17 protein-coding genes are annotated in these 23,326 nt (G+C 68.9%); 10 read left to right on the top strand and 7 right to left on the bottom strand.

The window, feature by feature from the left end:
• Positions 1-212 precede the first annotated feature (212 nt).
• The gene (rpoB, locus tag ASD30_RS13925) at positions 213-3,761 is read left to right on the top strand and encodes a DNA-directed RNA polymerase subunit beta (protein WP_056682402.1); all 3,549 of its coding nucleotides are present in this window, start codon (positions 213-215) and stop codon (positions 3,759-3,761) included.
• A 94-nt stretch (positions 3,762-3,855) separates the two neighbouring features.
• A complete protein-coding gene (locus tag ASD30_RS13920; RefSeq protein ID WP_056682399.1) occupies positions 3,856-7,680 on the top strand; it encodes a DNA-directed RNA polymerase subunit beta' in 3,825 nt (1,274 codons plus the stop codon).
• 73 nt (positions 7,681-7,753) lie between these two features.
• Here the strand turns inward: ASD30_RS13920 and ASD30_RS13915 are convergent, their stop codons facing one another.
• Positions 7,754-8,272 carry a hypothetical protein gene (locus ASD30_RS13915; protein WP_156393650.1) on the bottom strand — a complete coding sequence of 173 codons (519 nt, stop codon included), beginning with the start codon at positions 8,270-8,272 and terminating at the stop codon, positions 7,754-7,756.
• A gap of 59 nt (positions 8,273-8,331) precedes the next feature.
• On the opposite strand from ASD30_RS13915, the gene ASD30_RS13910 reads away from it, so the two are divergent.
• A complete protein-coding gene (locus tag ASD30_RS13910) occupies positions 8,332-9,123 on the top strand; it encodes a lysophospholipid acyltransferase family protein (RefSeq protein WP_056682394.1) in 792 nt (263 codons plus the stop codon).
• A gap of 63 nt (positions 9,124-9,186) precedes the next feature.
• Here the strand turns inward: ASD30_RS13910 and ASD30_RS13905 are convergent, their stop codons facing one another.
• Both ASD30_RS13905 and ASD30_RS26625 read right to left on the bottom strand, forming a co-directional pair.
• Complete coding sequence (locus tag ASD30_RS13905) at positions 9,187-10,164, bottom strand: acyltransferase family protein (protein ID WP_162250971.1); 978 nt, start codon at positions 10,162-10,164, stop codon at positions 9,187-9,189.
• Complete coding sequence (locus tag ASD30_RS26625) at positions 10,118-11,191, bottom strand: acyltransferase family protein (RefSeq protein ID WP_056682388.1); 1,074 nt, start codon at positions 11,189-11,191, stop codon at positions 10,118-10,120. The genes ASD30_RS13905 and ASD30_RS26625 overlap by 47 nt, the downstream gene beginning before the upstream one ends.
• 67 nt (positions 11,192-11,258) lie before the next feature.
• Between ASD30_RS26625 and ASD30_RS13895 the strand changes: the two genes are divergently transcribed.
• The 6 genes from ASD30_RS13895 to ASD30_RS13870 all read left to right on the top strand — a co-directional run bounded on the left by ASD30_RS13895 (position 11,259) and on the right by ASD30_RS13870 (position 18,999).
• Entirely contained in the window at positions 11,259-12,137 is an 879-nt protein-coding gene (locus ASD30_RS13895; RefSeq protein ID WP_056682385.1) for an NUDIX domain-containing protein, read from the top strand.
• A 9-nt stretch (positions 12,138-12,146) separates the two neighbouring features.
• Positions 12,147-13,412 (top strand): hydroxyacid-oxoacid transhydrogenase, encoded by a 1,266-nt coding sequence (locus ASD30_RS13890; RefSeq protein WP_056682382.1) that lies wholly within the window; start codon positions 12,147-12,149, stop codon positions 13,410-13,412.
• Entirely contained in the window at positions 13,409-13,897 is a 489-nt protein-coding gene (locus ASD30_RS13885; RefSeq protein ID WP_056682380.1) for a DUF1648 domain-containing protein, read from the top strand. Before ASD30_RS13890 ends, ASD30_RS13885 begins: the two co-directional genes overlap by 4 nt.
• Positions 13,898-13,907: 10 nt before the next feature.
• Positions 13,908-16,691: an FAD-binding and (Fe-S)-binding domain-containing protein gene (locus ASD30_RS13880; protein WP_056682376.1), complete on the top strand. Its 2,784-nt coding sequence runs from the start codon at positions 13,908-13,910 to the stop codon at positions 16,689-16,691.
• A gap of 95 nt (positions 16,692-16,786) precedes the next feature.
• On the top strand, positions 16,787-17,998 hold the full coding sequence (locus ASD30_RS13875) for a class I SAM-dependent methyltransferase (protein WP_056682371.1): 1,212 nt from the start codon (positions 16,787-16,789) through the stop codon (positions 17,996-17,998).
• A complete protein-coding gene (locus ASD30_RS13870; protein ID WP_056682365.1) occupies positions 17,998-18,999 on the top strand; it encodes a hypothetical protein in 1,002 nt (333 codons plus the stop codon). Before ASD30_RS13875 ends, ASD30_RS13870 begins: the two co-directional genes overlap by 1 nt.
• 117 nt (positions 19,000-19,116) lie before the next feature.
• On the opposite strand, the gene serC is transcribed toward ASD30_RS13870, so the two are convergent.
• Entirely contained in the window at positions 19,117-20,235 is a 1,119-nt protein-coding gene (serC, locus tag ASD30_RS13865; protein ID WP_056682362.1) for a phosphoserine transaminase, read from the bottom strand.
• 106 nt (positions 20,236-20,341) lie between these two features.
• On the opposite strand from serC, the gene ASD30_RS13860 reads away from it, so the two are divergent.
• Positions 20,342-20,851, top strand: a complete 510-nt coding sequence (locus tag ASD30_RS13860; RefSeq protein WP_235532587.1) for a GNAT family N-acetyltransferase — start codon at positions 20,342-20,344, stop codon at positions 20,849-20,851.
• Here the strand turns inward: ASD30_RS13860 and ASD30_RS13855 are convergent.
• The 3 genes from ASD30_RS13855 to ASD30_RS13845 form a co-directional block, all read right to left on the bottom strand.
• Entirely contained in the window at positions 20,830-21,423 is a 594-nt protein-coding gene (locus tag ASD30_RS13855) for a dihydrofolate reductase family protein (RefSeq protein ID WP_056684968.1), read from the bottom strand. The two genes, ASD30_RS13860 and ASD30_RS13855, sit on opposite strands and share 22 nt — an antisense overlap.
• A 124-nt stretch (positions 21,424-21,547) precedes the next feature.
• Positions 21,548-22,402: an ABC transporter permease subunit gene (locus ASD30_RS13850; protein ID WP_056682361.1), complete on the bottom strand. Its 855-nt coding sequence runs from the start codon at positions 22,400-22,402 to the stop codon at positions 21,548-21,550.
• A complete protein-coding gene (locus tag ASD30_RS13845; protein ID WP_056682356.1) occupies positions 22,399-23,325 on the bottom strand; it encodes an ABC transporter ATP-binding protein in 927 nt (308 codons plus the stop codon). Before ASD30_RS13845 ends, ASD30_RS13850 begins: the two co-directional genes overlap by 4 nt.
• Position 23,326 lies beyond the last annotated feature (1 nt).

Genomic DNA, 23,326 nt, shown 5'->3' with positions numbered 1-23,326 from the left:
GTGCTTGACCTGAGCCGGTTGCCGGTTCATGATCTTGCGGAGCAGGTGTCTGCGGGTCCGAAGTTCTACAGACCACGGTGTTGTGTCGCGCGCCCATTTCGGCTAGGCTTCTTCTTTGCGCCTGCCCTCAAATGCTTCCTGCCTGCCCGGTGGCCTGGTTTGTGGTGGGTCGGCGCCACTCCACCAGAGCGAACCTGTAGAAGGACACACTCTTGGCCGCGCGCAGCAACGCAGCAAGCAACAACCACCGTCGCATTTCCTTCGCAAAGATCAGCGAACCCCTCGAGGTCCCGCAACTGCTGGCTCTCCAGACCGACAGCTTCGACTGGCTGGTCGGCAACGAGAAGTGGCAGCAGGTCGTCCAGGCCCGCATCGCCGCCGGCGAGGACGTCTCCAAGAAGTCCGGTCTGACCGAGATCTTCGAGGAGATCTCGCCGATCGAGGACTTCTCCGAGACGATGTCGCTGTCGTTCGAGAACCCCGAGTTCGTCGACCCGAAGTACACCGTCGACGAGTGCAAGGAGAAGGACTTCACCTACTCCGCACCCCTCTACGTCTCCGCCGAGTTCACCAACAACGACACCGGTGAGATCAAGGGCCAGACGGTCTTCATGGGCGAGTTCCCGCTGATGACCGACAAGGGCACCTTCGTCATCAACGGCACTGAGCGCGTGGTCGTCTCGCAGCTGGTCCGTTCGCCCGGCGTCTACTTCGAGCGCGCCGCCGACAAGACGTCCGACAAGGACATCTTCACCTCGAAGGTGATCCCGTCGCGTGGTGCCTGGCTCGAGTTCGAGGTCGACAAGCGCGACCTGGTCGGCGTACGCCTCGACCGCAAGCGCAAGCAGAACGTCACAGTCCTGCTCAAGGCCCTGGTGGCCGTCGCCGAGGACACCGGCGAGGAATACGACTACGACGCCGTGATGGCCGAGCTCCGCCAGTACGAATCCATCGTGCTGACCGAGGAGAAGGACAACACGCAGGGTCCCGACGACGCGCTGCTCGACATCTACCGCAAGCTGCGCCCGGGCGAACCGCCCACGCGTGAGGCTGCGCTGACGCTGCTGCGCAACTACTACTTCAACCCCAAGCGCTACGACCTGGCCAAGGTCGGTCGCTACAAGATCAACAAGAAGCTGGCGCAGACCGAGGCGTTCGACCAGCAGACGCTGACGATCTCCGACATCGTCGCCACGATCCGCTACATCGTCCGCCTGCACAACGGCGACGACAAGCTGACCAACCGCGACGGCGAGGTCCTCCTCGACGCCGACGGCAAGGACATGGAAGTCCGCGCCGACGACATCGACCACTTCGGCAACCGTCGCATGCGCACGGTCGGCGAGCTGATCCAGAACCAGCTCCGCACGGGCCTGGCCCGCATGGAGCGTGTGGTCCGCGAGCGGATGACGACCCAGGACGTCGAGGCCATCACGCCGCAGTCCCTGATCAACATCCGTCCCGTGGTGGCTGCGCTGAAGGAGTTCTTCGGCACCTCGCAGCTCTCGCAGTTCATGGACCAGACCAACCCGATCGCCGGTCTGACCCACAAGCGCCGTCTGTCCGCGCTCGGCCCGGGTGGTCTCTCCCGTGACCGTGCCGGCATGGAGGTCCGCGACGTCCACACCTCGCACTACGGCCGCATGTGCCCGATCGAGACCCCGGAAGGCCCGAACATCGGCCTGATCGGGTCGCTGGCCTCCTACGGCCGGATCAACCCGTTCGGGTTCGTCGAGACGCCGTACCGCAAGGTCGAGAACGGTGTCGTCACCGACAAGGTCGACTACCTGACCGCCGACGACGAGGACAAGTACGTCATCGCGCAGGCCAACGCCCCGCTCGACGGCAAGAACAAGTTCGTCGAGGAGCGCGTGCTGGTCCGCCAGCGCCACGGTGAGGTCTCCGAGATCCTCGCCGCCGAGGTGGACTACATGGACGTCTCACCGCGCCAGATGGTGTCGGTCGCGACGGCCCTGATCCCGTTCCTCGAGCACGACGACGCCAACCGCGCGCTCATGGGCGCCAACATGCAGCGCCAGGCCGTGCCGCTGATCAGGAGCGACTCCCCGATCGTCGGAACCGGCATGGAGCTCCGTGCCGCCGTCGACGCCGGCGACGTCGTCACCGCCGACAAGGGTGGTGTGGTCAAGGACGTGTCGGCCGACCTGATCGAGGTCATGAACGACGACGGCACCTACTCGTCGTACCGCCTCGCGAAGTTCCGCCGCTCCAACCAGGGCACCTGCATCAACCAGCGCCCGCTGGTTGCCGAGGGTGACCGGGTCGAGGGTCGCGACCCGCTGACCGGCCGCGCCGGTTCGCCGATCGCCGACGGTCCGTGCACCGACGACGCCGAGATGGCGCTCGGCACGAACCTCCTCGTGGCGTTCATGCCGTGGCAGGGCCACAACTACGAGGACGCCATCATCCTGAGCCAGCGCCTGGTCCAGGAAGACGTCCTCACCTCGATCCACATCGAGGAGCACGAGGTCGACGCCCGCGACACCAAGCTGGGTCCGGAGGAGATCACCCGGGACATCCCGAACGTCTCCGACGAGATGCTGGCCGACCTCGACGAGCGCGGCATCATCCGCATCGGCGCCGAGGTCACCAACGGTGACATCCTCGTCGGCAAGGTCACGCCCAAGGGCGAGACCGAGCTGACGCCGGAGGAGCGCCTGCTGCGCGCCATCTTCGGTGAGAAGGCGCGCGAGGTGCGCGACACCTCGATGAAGGTCCCGCACGGTGAGTCCGGAACCGTCATCGGCGTGCGCGTCTTCGACCGCGAGGACGGCGACGAGCTCCCGCCCGGCGTCAACCAGCTGGTTCGGGTGTACGTCGCCCAGAAGCGCAAGATCTCCGTGGGTGACAAGCTCGCCGGCCGTCACGGCAACAAGGGCGTCATCGCGAAGATCCTGCCGATCGAGGACATGCCGTTCATGGAGGACGGCACCCCGGTCGACGTCGTGCTCAACCCCCTGGGTGTCCCGCGACGGATGAACATCGGCCAGATCCTCGAGCTGCACCTCGGTTGGCTCGCCAAGCAGGGTTGGGACCTCAACCTGCACGAGGACCCGGCTGACTCCGACTGGAAGCAGCGCCTGATCAACATCCACGCCGAGAAGGGCGAGCCGAACACCAAGGTCGCGACCCCGGTCTTCGACGGTGCGCGCGAGGACGAGATCACCGGCCTGCTCGGCTCCACCCTGCCCACCCGTGACGGTGTGCGGATGATCGGCGAGAACGGCAAGGCGGACCTGTTCGACGGTCGCTCCGGCGAGCCGTTCCCGGACCCGGTCTCGGTCGGCTACATGTACATCCTCAAGCTGCACCACCTCGTGGACGACAAGATCCACGCGCGCAGCACCGGCCCCTACTCGATGATCACGCAGCAGCCGCTGGGCGGTAAGGCCCAGTTCGGTGGCCAGCGCTTCGGTGAGATGGAGGTCTGGGCAATGGAGGCGTACGGCGCCGCCTACGCCCTGCAGGAGCTGCTGACGATCAAGTCCGACGACGTGCCCGGTCGCGTCAAGGTCTACGAGGCCATCGTGAAGGGCGAGAACATCCCCGACTCCGGCATTCCCGAGTCGTTCAAGGTTCTCGTCAAGGAGATGCAGTCGCTCTGCCTCAACGTCGAGGTGCTGTCCCAGGACGGCTCGTCGATCGAGTTGCGCGACGCGGAGGAAGACGTCTTCCGTGCCGCCGAAGAGCTCGGCATCGACCTGTCCCGTCGCGAGCCCAGCTCCGTCGAAGAAGTCTGAGTGACGAGGCCGTACGCCGCTGGTCGGCGTACGGCCCCCACTCGGTCCCCATCCTTCATTCAAGAACTTCGGAAGAACGAGGAAAGCAGCCAAAGTGCTCGACGTTAACTTCTTCGACCAGCTTCAGATCGGCCTGGCCACCGCGGACGAGATCCGCGGGTGGAGCCACGGTGAGGTCAAGAAGCCGGAAACCATCAACTACCGCACCCTCAAGCCCGAGCGCGACGGACTCTTCTGCGAGAAGATCTTCGGCCCGACCCGGGACTGGGAGTGCTACTGCGGCAAGTACAAGCGGGTCCGCTTCAAGGGCATCATCTGCGAGCGGTGTGGCGTCGAGGTCACCCGTTCCAAGGTGCGTCGTGAGCGCATGGGCCACATCGAGCTCGCCGCTCCGGTCACCCACATCTGGTACTTCAAGGGCGTTCCGTCGCGCTTGGGCTACCTGCTCGACCTGGCCCCGAAGGACCTCGAGAAGGTCATCTACTTCGCGGCCTACATGATCACCGCCGTCGACGAGGACGCGCGTCACAACGACCTGTCCTCGCTCGAGGGCAAGGTCGACCTGGAGCGCAAGCGCCTCGAGGGTCGTCGCGACACCTCGATCAACGACCGCTCCAAGAAGCTCGAGGAAGACCTCGCCACCCTCGAGGCCGAGGGTGCCAAGGCCGACGCGCGCCGCAAGGTCCGCGACGGTGCCGAGCGTGAGATGAAGCAGCTGCGCGACCGTGCGCAGCGCGAGATCGACCGCCTCGACGAGGTCTGGAACACGTTCAAGACCCTGAAGGTCCAGGACCTCATGGGCGACGAGCTGCTCTACCGCGAGATGAAGACCTGGTTCGGCAAGTACTTCGAGGGCCACATGGGCGCCACGGCGATCCAGAAGCGCCTCCAGGACTTCGACATCGCCCAGGAGGTCGAGAACCTTCGCGAGACCATTGCCACCGGCAAGGGCCAGCGCAAGGTCCGCGCCCTCAAGCGCCTCAAGGTCGTCGACGCGTTCCGCAAGACCGGCAACCAGCCGATCGGCATGGTCCTCGACGCCGTTCCGGTCATCCCGCCGGACCTGCGGCCGATGGTCCAGCTCGACGGTGGCCGTTTCGCCACCTCCGACCTGAACGACCTCTACCGCCGGGTGATCAACCGGAACAACCGACTCAAGCGCCTGCTCGACCTCGGTGCCCCGGAGATCATCGTCAACAACGAGAAGCGGATGCTCCAGGAGGCCGTCGACTCGCTGTTCGACAACGGCCGCCGTGGTCGTCCGGTGACCGGTCCGGGCAACCGCCCGCTCAAGTCGCTCTCCGACATGCTCAAGGGCAAGCAGGGTCGCTTCCGTCAGAACCTCCTCGGCAAGCGCGTGGACTACTCGGGCCGTTCGGTCATCGTGTCGGGTCCGCAGCTGAAGCTGCACCAGTGCGGTCTGCCCAAGCAGATGGCGCTCGAGCTCTTCAAGCCGTTCGTGATGAAGCGCCTCGTCGACCTGTCGCACGCGCAGAACATCAAGTCCGCCAAGCGCATGGTCGAGCGTTCGCGCCCGGTCGTGTGGGACGTCCTCGAAGAGGTCATCACCGAGCACCCGGTGCTGCTCAACCGTGCACCTACGCTGCACCGCCTCGGCATCCAGGCCTTCGAGCCCCAGCTGATCGAGGGCAAGGCCATCCAGATCCACCCGCTCGTCTGCTCGGCCTTCAACGCCGACTTCGACGGTGACCAGATGGCGGTGCACCTGCCGCTGTCCGCCGAGGCCCAGGCCGAGGCGCGGATCCTGATGCTCTCGACCAACAACATCCTCAAGCCGTCGGACGGCCGTCCGGTGACCATGCCCACCCAGGACATGATCATCGGCCTGTTCTTCCTGACGACCGACCGTGACGGCCAGCCGGGCGAGGGTCGTGCCTTCTCCTCGCAGGCCGAGGCGATCATGGCCTTCGACCGCCTCGAGATCACGCTGCAGAGCAAGATCACGCTGCGGCTCGACGGCGTGTCCGTCGAGACCACGCTGGGTCGCTCGATCTTCAACGACGCGCTGCCGGCCGACTACGCCTTCGTGAACTACGAGGTGGGCAAGAAGCAGCTCGGCGTGATCGTCAACGACCTGGCCGAGCGCTACACCAAGGTCGAGGTGGCCGCGTCGCTCGACGCCCTCAAGGACACCGGTTTCCACTGGGCGACCCGCTCCGGTGTGACCGTCTCCATCGACGACGTCACCACGCCTGCCGACAAGGCCTCCATCCTGGAGGGCTACGAGACGCAGGCCGCCAAGGTGCAGACGCAGTTCGAGCGTGGTCTGGTCACCGACGACGAGCGTCGCCAGGAGCTCATCGAGATCTGGACCCAGGCCTCGAACGAAGTCGCCAAGGCGATGGAGAAGAACTTCGACCGGTCCAACCCGATCTACATGATGGTCGACTCGGGTGCCTCGGGAAACATGATGCAGATCCGTCAGGTCGCCGCCATGCGTGGCCTGGTGGCCAACCCGAAGGGTGACATCATCCCGCGGCCGATCAAGGCCAACTTCCGTGAGGGCCTCTCGGTCCTGGAGTACTTCATCTCCACCCACGGTGCCCGCAAGGGTCTGGCCGACACCGCGCTCCGCACCGCCGACTCGGGCTACCTGACCCGTCGTCTGGTGGACGTCTCGCAGGACGTCATCATCCGTGAGGACGACTGCGGCACCGAGCGCGGCCTGCCCAAGGTGATCGGCGAGAAGCTGTCCGACGGCACGGTCATCAAGCACGAGAACGCCGAGACCGCGGCGTACGCCCGCACCTCGGCCGGCGAGGTCACCCACCCGGAGTCCGGCGAGGTTCTCGCCGCCGCCGGTGAAGACCTCGGCGACGTCAAGATCGCGGAGCTGGTCGCGGCCGGCATCGTGGAGGTCAAGGTCCGCTCCGTGCTGACCTGTGACGCCCGCACCGGCACCTGCGCCAAGTGCTACGGCCGCTCGCTGGCCACCGGCAAGCTGGTCGACATCGGTGAGGCGGTCGGCATCATCGCCGCCCAGTCCATCGGTGAGCCCGGCACGCAGCTGACCATGCGTACCTTCCACACTGGTGGCGTGGCGTCGGCCGACGACATCACGCAGGGTCTGCCCCGCGTCGTGGAGCTCTTCGAGGCCCGGACCCCCAAGGGTCTGGCCCCGATCTCCGAGGTCGCCGGTCGTGTGGTCATCGAAGACGGTGACAAGGCCCGCAAGATCGTGGTCACGCCCGACGACGGTTCCGAGGTCATCGAGTACCCCGTCAGCCGCCGTTCGCGCCTGCTGGTCAGCGACGGCGACCACGTCGAGGTCGGCGACAAGTTCACCCAGGGAACGGAGGACCCCAAGGAGGTCCTGCGCATCCTCGGTGTCCGCCGTGCCCAGCAGCACCTGGTCGACGAGGTGCAGAACGTGTACCGCAGCCAGGGTGTGTCGATCCACGACAAGCACATCGAGATCATCGTGCGGCAGATGCTGCGCCGGGTCACGGTGCTCGAGTCCGGTGAGACCAACCTGCTGCCGTCCGACCTGGTCGACCGGGTCCGCTTCGAGGAGGAGAACCGCCGCGTTCTCTCCGAGGGTGGCAAGCCGGCTTCGGGTCGTCCCGAGCTGATGGGCATCACCAAGGCCTCGCTGGCCACGGAGTCGTGGCTCTCGGCGGCCTCCTTCCAGGAGACCACCCGAGTGCTCACCGACGCCGCGATCAACGGCCGCAGCGACTCGCTGCGTGGTCTCAAGGAGAACGTGATCATCGGAAAGCTGATCCCGGCGGGTACCGGCCTCGAGCGGTACCGCAACATCCGGGTGGAGCCCACCGAGGAGGCCCGCGCCGCGGCGTACTCGGTCTCCGGTTACGACAACTACGACTACGAGTTCGGTGGCACCGGCGGCCAGGCCGTCGCACTGGACGACTTCGACTTCGGTTCCTACCAGAACTGATCCGACGTAGTCAGCATCGAGGGCCCCAGCCGATCCGGCTGGGGCCCTCGTGGCATTTCTCCCTGTCCTGTGCTCAGGGCTGGTACGTCGTGGTGCCCTGCGCCGGATCGCCGTACAACGCCTCGCGGAGCGGGACCCGGCCGCCGTCGCGCTCGAGCGAGCGCTGGGTGCGGGCGATGACGCCGTCGCCGGGCCAGACGTGGGTGGCCATCAGGGCCAGCCCGATGGCGGCGCCGACGAGGTAGATCAGGAACCCGCCCTCGACCACCACGAACGCCAGCACCAGGGCGACCAGGATCGGTGCCTCGGCGAGCGCGAAACGCATCGTGGTTCCGGTGCGGAACGCGTCGAGACCGGTCGCAGCGGCCTCGGCGGATGGTGTGCTGGCGCTGATCGCGGGTGCCCGGTAGCCGAGGGTGAGGATCGCGCCGGCGGAGGCGACGCCGGCCGCCACGACAACGACCAGGGGCCAGGTCGCGTGGACGCTGAACGGCTCGTCGGTGAGGACGAACCACAGCGCAATCCCGATCCACAGCGGGGACATGACGAGGGCGCCGGCGAATATGCGCAACGAGGCGATGGGTGCGGTCATGACGACATCATGGCGCAGGTCGACCACCGGGAAACCTCACGTGTGGCAGGCTTCGCGCCATGAGCGACCGCATCCACGCAGCGGTCAACCTGCTGGGGCGTGGCGCGCTCCGGGCACTCGACGTACACGTGGAGTCACGGGGTGCCGCTCACCTGCCGACGTCGGGTCCGGTGCTGCTGGCCTGCACGCACGTGTCCTACCCGGACTTCGTGTTCGTGCAGAAGGGGGCCGTGGAGCGACGGCCCTATGTCCGGTTCATGTGCCGCCACGACGTGTGGAACGTGCCGTGGGCGGGTTGGTTCATGGAGAAGATGCAGCACGTCCCGGTGGACCGCACGGCGCCGGCCGGTGCGTACTTGCGGGCGCGGACACTGCTGCGCGCCGGTGAGGCGGTGTGCGCGTTTCCCGAGGCCGGCATCTCCTACTCCTACACGGTGCGACCCCTCATGCGCGGCGTCGCGTCACTCGCCCGGGAGACCGGTGCCGCGGTGGTCCCGGTGGCGCTGTGGGGGTCGCAGCGGATCTACTCGGTGGGCCGCCCCGTCGACGGCCGCGAGCCGGCTCCCGACTGGACGCGGGGACGGCGGGTCGACGTCTCGTTCGGCGAGCCCCTGACCGTGGCGCCGGGGGAGGACCTCACCGAGTGGACCCGCGGGCTGGGTGCCACGCTCACGTCGTTGCTCGAGGAGCTGCAACGGCTGCCGCACCACCGGCCGCGGCCGGGGGAGTACGCGCCCTGGTACCCCGCGCACCTGGGCGGTCATGCCCCAGACCGGGCCGAGGCGGCCCGGCTCGACGAGGTGCCGCGCAGCGCCGTGCGCCCCACCTGGGGCCCGATCGACCCGTCGTGAGTTCTGATCGACCCGTCGTTTGTTCTTGAAACTGGCGACAGGTCGATCGGAACTGGCGACGGGTCAGCGGGAACGGGCGCGCTGGATCGAGCCGATGGGATCGACGAACCAGGTGAGCCGGCGGGCCACCGGCGGCGCGGCCAGCACCAGGGCGATCAGCACGGCGACGCCGATGGTGAACCAGATCGTCCAGGAGCCGTGGTCGTCTGCCCACTCGGTGTAGTCGGCGTACTCGAGCCGGCGTACGACGAAGCCGTGGAAGAGGTAGACCACGAGGGTGGCTGCGCCCATGTCGGTGAACCAGCTGCGCCCGCGCGGCACCAGCGACATCACCGCGAAGGTGCCGATCACGCCCAGCACGAGGATGCGGAAGCGGATCCACATCGCGTCGCCGGTGCTGATCCCGAAGCTGTCGTAGGGGTGGGAGTACCACAGCCAGCGCGAGGGCCAGGTGCCGTGCGAGACCAGCCACTCGGACGAGTGCCCGGCCAGCTGGTAGAGGCCCACGACCACGGCCAGGCCGAGGATCGGCGTGAACCGCCCCCGCACGCGCTGCAGGTCCTTCGAGCGGAGGTGCAGGCCGAGCACGAAGAACGGAAGGAACCCGATCGTGCGCTGCAGGTCGAGGTACGTCGTCCACTCGGCGTCCTGGGTGCCGATCGCCAGGCTGGCCACCACGCTCAACGGGATGGCCGACCAGTGCTTGACCAGGATCGGGGTGGCCATCCGCCACAGGAACGTGGCCGAGAGGTACCACATCGGCCAGTGCGGATCGAGCCACATCGTGGTCTCGGTGGTGTCGTGGTCGCCGTAGTGGTGCCGGAAGGTGAGCATCGCCCACTCGAAGATCAGATAGGGCACCACGATCGTGCAGAAGAGCGCCCACAGCTTGGGCCGGGTCCAGGCGAAGCTCCTGGAGAGGTAGCCGGTGACCAGGACGAACGCCGGGATGTGCCAGAAGTAGATGAAGTCGTAGAGCTGTGGGGTGCGCTCCTCATGGAGAACCAGCACCAACGCGTGGCCGATCACGACGACTGTCACCAGTGTCATCTTCACGTTGTCGAGCCAGGGATCGCGAGCCACCGACATACCGTAGACGACGCACTGAACCCACCGGATCGACGATCCACGTGAGCACACGGGCCACCGGCGGCGCGGCGAGGAACAGCGAGAGCGCGATGGCCGAGCCGATCACCGACGTCAGTGACAGCCACTGGTTGTCGAGGTAGGGCTCGACCCAGCCGCGGTAGTCGGCGTACCGGACGACGAAGCCGTGGAAGAGGTAGACCACCAGGGTCGAGGAGCCCATCGTGCTGATCACCGAGGCCCGGCGTGGGATCAGGGCCAGGACGCTGGCCAGGCCGAGGAGACCGATCGCCATCACCTTGGCGCGGATCACCATCGCGTCGCCGTCGCTGAAGCCGAGTGCCTCGTAGCCCTGGTCGTAGTAGAGGAACGCCGACCTCGCCCACTCGTCGGTGTGCGCGCTGAACCGGAAGATCCAGACCAGGGCGGCGAGGGCGAAGGGCTTGACCCACCACGCGGTGAGCAGCTTGAGGTGCTCACGCCTGAGGTGCAGGCCGAGCACGAAGAACGGCAGCAGGCCCAGGATGCGGGGCAGGCAGAAGATCAGCTCGTCGGACAGCCCGCCCAGCAGCGACACACCGACCGCGAGGGGGCAGGCGACCCAGTGCCTCTTGAGCAACGGCGTGGCGAGACGCCAGAAGAAGAGCACGCAGAGGTACCACATCGCCCAGTGCGGCTCGAGCCACATCGGCCCGTCCTCGGGCTGGTCGATCTCGCGGCGGAAGTAGAGCAGCGCCGGTTCGAACATCAGGTAGGGCAGCGCGATCGTGGTGAACAACGACGACAAGTGCCGCCGGTCCCACTCGAAGCCCTTCGAGAGGTGGCCGCTCAGCAGCACGAACGCGGGGATGTGCCAGTAGTAGATGAAGTCGTAGACCTGCAGGTCGAGTGCCGTGGCTCCCAGGAGGCCCAGCGAGTGCCCGATCACCACGAGGGTGACCAGGGTGAACTTGACGTTGTCGAGCCAGGGGTCGCGGGCCATTCGATTCACCGTAGCGAAACGAGCCGCTCGCGCAAGTCGAGGTGTCACACGACTACAGTCGGGCCACATGGGTCGACTTCCGAAACGTCAGCGGGTCGCGGCGTACGCCGTGATCCTCAGGGACGACCGCATCCTCCTCTCCCGCCTCGCCCCGCGCATCTCGAAGGCGCCGCTGTGGACGCTCCCCGGTGGTGGGCTCGACCACGGCGAGGACCCCCGCGAGGCGGTCGTCCGCGAGATCCACGAGGAGGCCGGGCTCGACGCAGCCGTCTCGGAGGAGGCCCGGGTCTACTCGCTCCACAACCCGAAGGCCACCCACGGCGAACGCCCGGCCGACTACCACGCACTGCGCATCGTCTTCGAGGGCTGGGTGCCCACCGACGCACCCGAGCCGCACGTCGTCGAGGTGAACGGGTCGACCGTCGAGGCGGCCTGGGTGCCGCTGGCCGACGTCCGCCGCGGGGCCGTCTCGGTGACTTCCCTCGTGCACGAGGCGCTCGCCGAGCACCGGCCGTTCCAGCTGCAGCGGGTCGCGGCGTACGCCGTGATCCGGCGCGCCGACACCGTGTTGCTGACCCGCCTCTCGGAGCGGGCCTTCCACACCGGCCACTGGACCCTGCCCGGGGGCGGCATCGACCACGGGGAGCGCCCGGCCGACGCGCTGGTCCGCGAGGTGCGGGAGGAGTGCGGCGTCGACTGCACGCCCGGCACGGTCCTCGACGTGCACGACGTCCAGTTCGGCGGGACCGCTCCGAGCGGCCGCCACGAGGACTTCCACGGCATCCACCTCATCTTCGACGCGACCGTCGCCGCCGACGCACAACCCCGGGTGGTCGAGGTCGACGGCACCACCGATCGGGTGGCGTGGGTGCCGGTGGCCGACGTCGAGTCCGGCGCCGTCCCGGTGCTCGACGTCGTGCGGCACGCCCTGTCGCTCGACCGTTAGGTTGGCTGCATGACGGAGACGGTCTTCACCTACGGCGCACCAGGGCTCAAGTTCGGCCGCGGGGCGTCCGCGGAGATCGGCCACGACCTCGCGACGTTCGACGCGCGCCGGGTCCTGCTGGTCACCGATCCCGGCGTGGCCGCCACCGGTCACCCGGCCCGCATCGCCGAACAGATCGCGGCCACGGGCATCGAGGTGGTCGTCTTCGAGGACGCCCACGTCGAGCCGACCGACGAGAGCCTGGCCGGTGCCGTCGAGTTCGGCCGGTCCGAGGGTCCGTTCGACGCGTACGTCGCGGTCGGCGGCGGGTCGGCCATCGACACCGCCAAGGCGGTCAACCTCCTGGGCACCAACGAGGGCGAGCTGATGGACTACATCAACGCGCCGGTCGGTCGCGCCCTCGCCCCTGAACATGCCCTGAAGCCGCTGGTCGCCGTACCCACCACCACCGGCACCGGCAGCGAGAGCACCACGATCTGCGTGCTCGACGTGCTGTCGCTGAAGGTGAAGACCGGCATCAGCCACCCGCGGCTGCGGCCCACCCTGGCCGTCGTCGACCCCGACCTGACCATGACCCAGCCCGCGATGGTGACCGCCGCGGCGGGCATGGACATCCTCTGCCACGCGCTCGAGAGCTACACCGCGCGCTGGTTCGCCGACTTCCCGGCCAAGCAGGCCAGCGAGCGGGTGCCCTACTGCGGGGCGAACCCGATCGCGGACATGTGGTCGGAGAAGGCGCTGTCCCTGTTGGCCGGCGCGTTCCGGGCCGCCGTGCGCGACGGCTCCGACGCCCCCGCACGTGAGCAGATGGCCCTGGCTGCGACGTTCGCCGGCATGGGCTTCGGCAACGCCGGGGTGCACATCCCCCACGCCAACGCCTATCCGATCGCCGGCCGGGTGCGCGACTACCGCCCGGCGGGCTACCCGCAGGACGAGGCGATGGTGCCGCACGGCATGGCGGTGTCTCTCACTGCTCCGGAGGCGTTCCGGTTCACCTTCGACGCCGCACCCGAGCGCCACCTGCACGCCGCGCGACTGCTCGACCCGGCGTCGTCCGCCGCGGACTCGCCGGCCCTGCTGCCCGACGTGCTCACCGCGCTGATGCGCGACATCGGCCTGCCCAGCGGCCTCGCGGAGGTCGGGTACGCCGACGGCGACGTCGACGATCTCGTCGCGGGCGCCCTCAAGCAGCAGCGACTCTTGGCCACGGCTCCCCGTGAGGTCACCGGGGACGACCTCGCCGGCGTCTTCCGGAACTCCATGGAGCACTGGTGATCTGGTTCTTCAGACTGAGCGTGCTGGCCTACTTCGCCTCGGTGGCACTCGCCGCCGTGAGGTATCCCGACGAGGTTCCCGTGCACTTCGACGTGAACGGCAACGCAGACGCCTTCCAGGGCCGCGGGATCGCCGTGCTGTCGATGGCCGTGATCGGTCTGGTCCTCACCGGTCTACTCGGGCTGTGCCTGCACCACTTCCCCCGCGCCTCCCTGAAGCACATCAACGTGCCGCACAAGTCCTTCTGGTTGCAGCCGCAGAACACCGACACGTTGCGCCGGATGCTCCGCAACGACCTGGCCTGGATCGGTGGCTGTGTGATGACGTTGATGACCGTGATGCTGCTGATCACGGTCAAGGTCGCCGACGACCCGCAGCCGTCCCTGGGCACCGTGGGGGTCATCGCCCTTGTCGTGTTCCTCGTCGCCGTCTGCGGCCACATCATCCTGATGTACACCAGGCGCTACCGGCCGCCGCGGCCTTGAGGGAGACCGGATGAACGACGTGCTGGCCGGTCTCCGCCGGCGGGGTGTGACCGACGTGTCCGACTCGACCCTGGACCGCGCTCTCTACTCCTCCGACGCCTCGCTCTACCGGGTGGTCCCGCAGGCCGTCGTACGGCCCCGCCACCCTGACGAGCTGGCCGCCGTCCTCGAGGTCGCGCGGGAGGCCGGCACGTCGGTGACCATGCGTGGGGCCGGTACGTCGATCGCCGGCAACGCCGTGGGGCCGGGCATCGTCGTCGACACGTCGCGCTACCTCAACCGGATCATCACCGTCGATGCGGAGGCCCGTACGGCCCACGTGCAGCCGGGCGTCGTGCACGCCCAGCTGCAGCGCCGGTTGGCGCCTCTGGGGCTGCGCTACGGCCCCGACCCGTCGACCCACACCCGCTGCACCATCGGCGGCATGCTCGGCAACAACGCCTGCGGCTCCCGGGCCTTGGGCTTCGGGCGTACGTCGGACAACGTGGCCGGCCTCGACGTGGTCTTCGGCACCGGCGAGGCAGTCACGACTGCGCCCTCCAACACCGTGCGTGCCAGTGCCGTCGGAGCAGACCTCTTCGCGTTGGTGGACGCGTCGATGGCCCACGTGCGCACGGAGTTCGGCAGGTTCGGACGCCAGGTCAGTGGCTACTCGCTCGAGCACCTGCTGCCCGAGAAGGGGCGCCGACTCGATCGCTTCCTGGTCGGCTCGGAGGGCACCCTCGCGCTGATCGCCTCGGCCACCGTCGAGCTGGTGCCCGAGCCGGCGAGCACGGTCCTGGTGGCACTGGGCTATCCCTCGATGGTCGAGGCCGCCGACGTCGTGCCGGCGATCCTCGCCGCCGGTGGCCGGTCGCTGGTCGCCTGCGAGGGCCTCGACGCGCGCATCGTCGACGTGGTGAGGGCGTCGGGACGTCCGGTCCCCGACCTGCCGCGGGGAGCCGGCTGGTTGTTCGTCGAGGTCAGTGCCGCGTCGTCAGGTGAGGCCGAATCCCTTGCCGGGTTGGTGATTCGCGCCGCCGACGCCCTCGACCACCGCGTCGTCACCGCGCCGCCGGAACATGCCGCCCTGTGGCGGATCCGCGAGGACGGCGCCGGCCTGGCTGCGCGCAGCCTCGGCCGGCCGGCGTACTCGGGATGGGAGGACGCCGCCGTGCCGCCCGAGCACCTGGGCGCCTGGTTGCGCGACTTCGAGGAGCTGCTGCGCGCGCACGGGCTCGACGGCGTGCCCTACGGCCACTTCGGCGACGGCTGCGTGCATGTGCGGATCGACTTCGAGTTCGACGACGGGGGAGCGCGCTTCCGGTCGTTCCTCACCGACTGCGCGACGGCGCTGCGCCGCTACGGTGGCTCGCTCAGCGGTGAGCACGGCGACGGGCGGGCCCGCTCCGAGCTGCTGCCGATGATGTACGACGAGCACTCGATCGCACTCTTCATCGCGGCGAAGCGAATCTGCGATCCCGACAACCTGCTCAACCCCGGAGTGCTGGTCGACCCGGCACCTGTCGACGCCGATCTCCGGCCGGGTCGCCCGGTCGCCCCGGTGCGTCCGCTGCTCGCGCTGGCGCACGACGACGGGTCCCTGGGCAACGCGGTGCACCGGTGCACCGGCGTCGGCAAGTGCCTGGCCGACAACACCGGACCGGGTGGCGTGATGTGCCCGTCGTACACGGCGACGAGGGACGAGAAGGACTCGACCAGGGGCCGCGCCCGGGTGCTGCAGGAGGCGCTCGACGGGTCGCTGGTGGACGGGCTGGCGGACCCGGCGGTCTCCGAGGCGCTGGACCTCTGCCTGTCCTGCAAGGGATGTGCCCGCGACTGCCCGACTGGTGTCGACATGGCGACCTACAAGTCGGAGGTCCTCCACCAGCAGTTCAAGGGGAAGCGCCGGCCGCGCAGCCACTACACGCTGGGTCGCCTTCCACGGTGGGCGCGACTCGCGTCGCGGGCCGCGCCGGCGCTCAACGCGTCGCTGCGGGTCAAGCCGCTGGCCAACCTGGCCCGCGCCGTCGCCGGCATGGACCAACGGCGCGGCCTCCCGACCTTCGCCCGGTCGTCGCTGCGTCGCCTGACCCGGGCGAAGGAGACCGCTGCCCCCGACGTGTGGCTCTGGGCCGACTCGTTCACCGACCACTTCTCACCTTCGTCGGGGTTGGCCGCGATCCGGGTCCTCGAGGCGGCGGGCCTGCGGGTACGGGTCATCGACGAGACCGCCTGCTGCGGCCTGACCTGGATCACCACCGGCCAGCTCGACGCGGCCCGCACGATCGTGGCGCGCGCCGTCTCGACGCTGCACCCCTACGTCGCGTCAGGGGTTCCCGTGATCGGGCTCGAGCCGTCCTGCCTGGCCTCCTTGCGCAGCGACGCGACCGAGCTGGTGCCCGGTGAGCGCACGACCGCGGTGGCAGGTGGCGTGCGGACCCTGGCCGAGTTCCTCACCTCGATCGACTGGACGCCGCCCGACCTGACCGGCGTCGAGGTCGTCGCCCAACCGCACTGCCACCACGCGTCCGTGCTCGGATGGGAGGCCGACGAGGCCCTGTTGCGCCGGGCGGGCGCCACCGTCACGAGGTTGGGCGGCTGTTGTGGCCTGGCCGGCAACTTCGGCGTGGAACGCGGTCACTACGAGGTGTCGGTGGCCGTGGCCGAGCACACGCTGCTGCCCGCCGTACGCGCTGCGGGTCCGGAGGCGGTGGTCCTGGCCGACGGCATGTCGTGCCGGGTGCAGCTCGACGACCTGGCCGGCGTGCGCGCCCTGCACCTGGCCGAGCTGCTCGCGGGGGCGCGGACGTAGGATCTGGGCATGAATCCCCGCTACCGCCGTCTTGTCATCCCTGTGGCGCTGGTGGGGCTGCTGCTCGTCGTCGTCGTCGCCGCGCTGGTGAAGTGATGGCCGCCGAACCCCTGCTGCGGGCCCTGGCGCGGATGCGCGGGCTGATGCTCGACGACACCGTCCTGGTGCGGGCCGTCGCCTCTGGTCGCCAGCGCGGCCAGGAGACGAAGTTCAAGCGCGTCGAGCTGCGCTACGTCGACCTCAAGGCCGGCCGCCACCTGCAGGTCACGGCGTACGACGACACGCAGGCGCACACCTCCAACCACGCCGGTGACGCCGCGAGGGATGCGGTCGACGACCTGTTGGACCAGCCGTTCGCGAACTGGCACGTCGAGACCACCACCGAGCAGCACCAGATCCGGGTGACCAAGAAGCTCGAGGCGATGGTGCACACCAGTGCACGTGAGGCCGAGGTCGAGGCCGAGCGCGGTCACGACAAGCCCAAGCAGCGGCTTCTCCCCGAGGACGACCCGGTCCTGGTGGCCCTCGGCATCTCCGACGCCCAGGGCCGGATCAAGCCGACCCGTCAGGCCAAGTACCGACAGGTGGAGGAGTTCCTGCGACTGCTCGACGCCTCGATCACCGACGCAGTGGCCAAGGGCGCCCTGCGCAAGGCGACCGCCGACGAGCCGTTGCGCATCGTCGACCTCGGCTGCGGCAACGCCTACCTGACCTTCGCCGCACACCGCTACCTCAGCCACGTCCGCGGGCTGCCGGTGCACCTCACCGGCGTCGACGTGAAGCAGCAGTCGGCCACCCACAACAGCGGCGTCGCGGAGGGCCTGGGCATCTCTGACGAGACCGACTTCGTGGTCGGCTCCATCGCGGGTGCGTCACTGGAGCGACGGCCCGACGTCGTACTCGCCCTGCATGCGTGTGACACCGCGACCGACGAGGCCCTGGCGAGGGCTCTCGACTGGGAGGCCGCGCTGGTGCTGGCCGCGCCGTGCTGCCACCACGACATCTCCGCCCAGCTGCGGCGCAACCCCACGCCCGCGCCGTACTCCATGCTGACCCGGCACGGCATCCTCCGTGAGCGGTTCGCCGACACCCTCACCGACGCGTTGCGCGCCTCGATCCTGCGGGTGCTCGGCTACAAGGTCGACGTCGTCGAGTTCGTCGAGAGCCAGCACACGCCGCGCAACACCCTGCTGCGGGCGGTGCGTGCCGGCGGCCGGGTCAAGGGCGGCAGCGTGCGCAAGGAGTACGACGACCTGACCGAGACCTGGGGAGTGCGCCCGAAGCTGGCCGACCTGGTGGGGGTCTGATGCGGGGATGGTTCGCGGCGGCGGTCATCGTCGCGCCCTTCGCCATGGGTGTCGCCGCCGCGGACACCGGGCCCAGGCCCGACGTGGTCTGCTCGTTCAAGGACCCGGCGATCAACGAGTCCAGCGGGCTGGTCGTGCGCCCCGACACGATGATCACGATGAACGACTCGGGCGACACGGCCAGGGTCTTCTTCATCGATCCGGACGACTGCTCCACCACGTCCCAACGTGACTACCCCGGCATCGCGAAGGACGTCGAGGCGATCGCCCCGGCCGCGGACGGCGAGCAGGCGGTCTGGGTGGCCGACATCGGCGACAACCGGGCCAGCCGGCACGACCTTGCCGTCGTGCGGGTGCCGTTCGACGGCTCCTCGACGGATCGCCACGAAGTCTCCTGGCAGGGCGGTCCCGAGGACGCCGAGACGCTCATGGTGCACCCCGTCACCGGGCGGCTCTACGCCGTGACCAAGGGAGTCCTCGGCGGCCAGGTCCTCGAGGCCCCGGCCACTCTCGGGCCCGGCCGCAATGTCTTCAAGCCCGTGGGGGAGACCTCGGGACTGATCACCGACGGGGCGTTCTTCCCCGACGGCTTGCACTTCGTGCTGCGCAACTACGGCAAGGCCTACGTCTACGACACCGCGACGATGAGCGAGATCGGCGACTTCGAGCTGCCCTCGCAACAACAGGGCGAAGGGCTCGCGGTCGGCCCCGACGATCGCATCTACCTGAGCTCGGAGGGCGTCCACGCCAAGGTGCTGCGGGTCGACGTGCCGCGGCCGATCCGTGAGGCCATGGACGCCGGCTCCAGCCCCTCGGGCACCGCCTCCCCGGACGCCGGCGCGTCGGGCACCGCGTCCCCCGACGCCAGCGCGTCGGACGGCGACACGACGTCAGCCAGCTCCGACGAGGACTCCCAACGCGACGTCTGGCCCTGGGCCGTCGGCGGACTCTTCGGTCTCGCCGCGGTCGTCGTACTCCTCCGCTCCCTCAAACCGAGATAGTCCCTGACGTTTCGGCCCCACAACCGGGATAGTCCCTGACGTTTCGGCCCCTGGAGGGACCGAAACGTCAGGGACTATCGCGATGCGAGGACCGAAACGTCAGGGACTATCGAGAGGTCAGAGCTGGCCGACGACGTGGTCGATGCAGGCGGTGAGCTTCTCGACGTCGGACGGGTCGACCGCGGGGTACATCGCGATGCGGAGCTGGTTGCGGCCCAGCTTGCGGTAGGGCTCGGTGTCGACGACGCCGTTGGCCCGCAGGGTCGCAGCGATCGCCGCCGCGTCGATCGCGTCGTCGAAGTCGATGGTGCCGATCACCAGTGAGCGGTGGTCGGGGTTCTCGACGTACGGCGTGGTGTAGGCCGTCCTCTCGGCCCAGCCGTAGAGCGCGTCGGACGAGGCGGTGGTGCGCTCGACCATGCCCTTGAGGCCGCCGTTGGCGTTCATCCAGTCCAGCTGCTCGGCCATCAGGAACAACGTGGCGACCGACGGCGTGTTGTAGGTCTGGTTCTTCGCGGAGTTGTCGATCGCCGTGGGCAGGTCGAAGAACGCCGGGATGTGGCGACCGCTGGCCGCGATGGACGCGGCCCGCTCGAGAGCGGCCGGCGACATGATCGAGATCCACAGGCCGCCGTCGGAGGCGAAGCACTTCTGCGGCGCGAAGTAGTAGGCGTCGACCTCGTTGAGGTCGACCGGCAGGCCGCCGGCGCCGGAGGTCGCGTCGACCAGCACCAGCACGTCGTCGGCGGCACCCGCGGGGCGTACGACGGGAGCCATCACCGCGGTCGAGGTCTCGTTGTGGGCCCAGGCGTAGACGTCGATGCCGTCCTCGGCGACCGCGTCGGGACGCGAACCGGTGGGGGCCTCGATCACCGACGGGTCGGCCAGCCACGGCGCCTGCTTGGCGGCCTTGGCGAACTTGGAGGAGAACTCACCGAAAGTGAGGTGCTGGCTCTTCTCGCGGATCAGGCCGAAGGTGGCGATGTCCCAGAAGGCGGTGGCGCCACCGTTGCCGAGCACGACCTCGTGGCCCTCGGGCATGTCGAACAGTGCGGCGAGACCCTCGCGCACCCGGCCGACGGTGTTCTTGACCGGGGCCTGGCGGTGCGACGTACCGAGCAGCTTGTCGCCGGTGGCGGCGAGCGCCTCGAGGTGCGAGGTCTGGATCTTGGAGGGCCCGGCGCCGAAGCGTCCGTCGGCGGGGAGCAGGTCAGCGGGGATCTGGATGTCGGTCACGATCGGACAACCTCATCTTCGTTCAGGGGTGAGTTACCTGACCACGCTGTCAGCGAAGCCCTATTGTGTCATCCGGCTCAAGCCACTGACGAATGGAGTCCACACGGTGACGGCATCCGCTGACCTGCGCATCGCACGGGTCGGCTTCGGCCACAGCGACGCCCTGCGGCTGATCGAGGACGTGCAGCTCGAGTACGTCGAGAGGTACGGCGGCCGCGACGACACCCCACTCGACCCCGCCATGTTCGAACCGCCGGGCGGCAGCTTCTTCGTGGGCTACGTGGACGACGAGCCGGTGGCCTCGGGTGCGTGGCGCAGGCGGGACGACGTACTCGCGCTCGGGTCGCGCACCACCGCCGAGATCAAGCGGATGTACGTCGTGCCGCGGGCTCGCCATCGCGGCCTGGCGCGGGTGATGCTGGCCCATCTGGAGACCACGGCGGCGCAGGCCGGGGCCGAGGTGCTGATCCTGGAGACCGGTGAGCGTCAGCCCGAGGCCATCGCGTTGTACGAGACCTCGGGCTACACGCCCATCGACGGTTTCGGCTACTACAAGGACGAGCCGATCTCCCGCTGCCTCGCCAAGGCGCTCGGTCAGTCGCGCACCCGGTCGTAGGTCAGGAACAACGCCCCACTGTCGAGCACGACGCTCTCGCGCAGCGACCACAGGCGGGGGGCGAAGGACGACTCCCCGAAGAGCGCGACGCCCGACCCGAGCGTCATCGGGCTGACCTTGAGGACCAGGACGTCGATCTCGTCGTGCAGTGCGCCGGCGAGGTCGCCGCCGCCGACCAGCCAGATGCCCTTGCCGTCGCGTTGCTTCAACGCCCGCACCGCCTCGACGGGGTCGCTGTCGACGACCTCGACGCCCGGATCCGTGCTGGGCGGGAGGGACCGGGAGAAGACCACCTGCGAGAGGTGCGGGTAGGCATTGGTGAGCCCGGCGTCCAGGCCGATTTGATAGGTACGGCGACCGCTCACCACCGTGTCGAAGAGAGTGCCCTCCTCGGTGATGCCGAGCGCGGAACGGGCGGGGCCGGGCAACGCCTCCGGATAGTGCGCCACCAGATGGGCGACGTAGTCCTCGGCCATCGGCCACCAGCCGTCGGGGCCGGTCGGGTCACCTCGGTCGGGTCCGGCGATGTGACCGTCGAGGGTCGTGGCGATGAAGTAGGTGAGGGCACGCATGTCGGTGAGTCTGCCGGAGGACGCCAAGAAGTGGCCCGGAGGCCGGGCCCCTCCTCGTCAACGGCTCAGACGACGTGTTGGATTGTCGCTTCACCGCGACCCGCTCGTTCCTCGCTCCCGCGGCTCAGACGACGTCGCGTCGCCGTACCAGCCACAGGGCGATCGCCGGCAGCACCACCACGTAGGCCAGCACGGTCCATGTCGCCTGCGTCCCGGAGAGCACGTCCAGCACACCCGGCGTGCCGTCGCCTCCGCGCTCGACGCCCACGATCGAACCGATCAGGGAGCCCGCCGCGGTGCCGGGCAGCACCTGGGTGAACGCGTCGACCGGTGAGAGCAGCTGCCCGACGCCGCGCAGCAGGTTCTCGATGACCAGCGCCCAGACCAGGCCCAGGCCGACCGACAGCGCCGGTCCGCGAGCCACGGTGCCGAGCACGAAGCCCGCCAGCGCCCACATCTCGAGGACCAGGAACCCGGCCCCGAAGGACTCCGCCATGGCGCCGAGGGAGGGCCACACGACCGACTGGCCCTCGGTGCCGGCGATCACCAGTGAGCAGCCGAGGTCGAGGAGCAGGGACGCGACCATCACGCCGAGCACGGCGACGGTCACCGAGACCAGCGACCCGGCGATCACCGAGGTGCGTGACGGGCCCTGGGTGAAGACCGTCTTCCACGTGCCCCAGCCGTAGCCGTTGCCGGCCACGATCGCGCCGAGCACCATCATCAGCGCCCCGCCGAACATCGGCATTCCCTGCACGAAGACGTCGGGCACGTTGGCCGGCATCATCTCCGCGAGCAGGGCCGCCTTCGTCGTACCCTCGTTGCTGAAGCTGCTGTCCCCGCTCGTGTAGGACAGGTAGTTGAACAGGTAGCCGAACATCAGGCTCAGCGCCATCCAGGCGCCGATGGTGACCCACACCGCCGGCCACTTCCGCAGGCGCAGGACCTCTGCGCGGGTGCTTGCGATCAGGGCGTTCATGACACTGCCTCCATGTTGTTCTCGTCGGGTTGCGAGTCGGCCGTCATCTCGAAGAAGACCGACTCGAGGGTCCGTTCGGTGGACCCGATCCGGTGTACGTCGACCCCGCGCGACACGAGTGCCCGGGTGAGGCCAGGGGCCCGATCGGGTGCGACGTCGAGCAGCACGTCCTCCCCGTCGAGGTGGACGGCGTCCTCGCCGGCGACCTCCATCGCCACCGCGAGCGTGGCGTCGACGGGGAACCCGCGTACGACGAGCGAGGCGCCGCCGCGCAGGTCGGCCACGGTCGACTCCCGCAGCAGCCGGCCCTTGTTGATCACGCCGACCCGGTCGCAGATCTCCTGCACCTCGTCCAGCAGGTGGCTGGAGAGCAGCACGGTCTGCCCGCCGCGGGCCAGCTCGACGATCAACGACCGCATGTCGGCCATGCCCGCAGGGTCGAGCCCGTTGGTCGGCTCGTCGAGCATGATCAGCTCGGGGTCGCCCATCAGTGCCGAGGCAACGCCGAGGCGCTGCTTCATGCCGAGGGAGTAGGACTTGAACTTGTCGCTACCCCGGTCGGCCAGGTCGACTCGGACCAGGGCCGCGGCGGCCGCCGACTCCGGAAGACCGCGGTAGCGGGCCATCACCCGGAGGTTGTCGAGCCCGGAGAGGTAGGGGTAGAAGCCCGGCCCCTCGATCAGCGCGCCGATGCGTGCGGTCACGTCGGGACGCCCGGCGGGCTGCCCCAGGACACTCGCCGAGCCGGCCGTGGGCCGGATCAGGCCGAGCATCATGCGCAAGGTCGTCGTCTTGCCCGCACCGTTGGGCCCGAGGAAGCCGTAGACCTCGCCTGTCTTCACGGTCATGTCGACCCCGTCGACGGCCAGGCGGTCGCCGTACTTCTTGGTCAACCCGTGTGTCTCCACCACGTTTTCGTTCATG

This window comes from Nocardioides sp. Root140 (assembly GCF_001426745.1).
Taxonomy (GTDB): domain Bacteria; phylum Actinomycetota; class Actinomycetes; order Propionibacteriales; family Nocardioidaceae; genus Nocardioides.
Note: the sequence above shows the minus strand (reverse complement) of the source record. Positions and strands in the feature narration are given on the sequence as shown.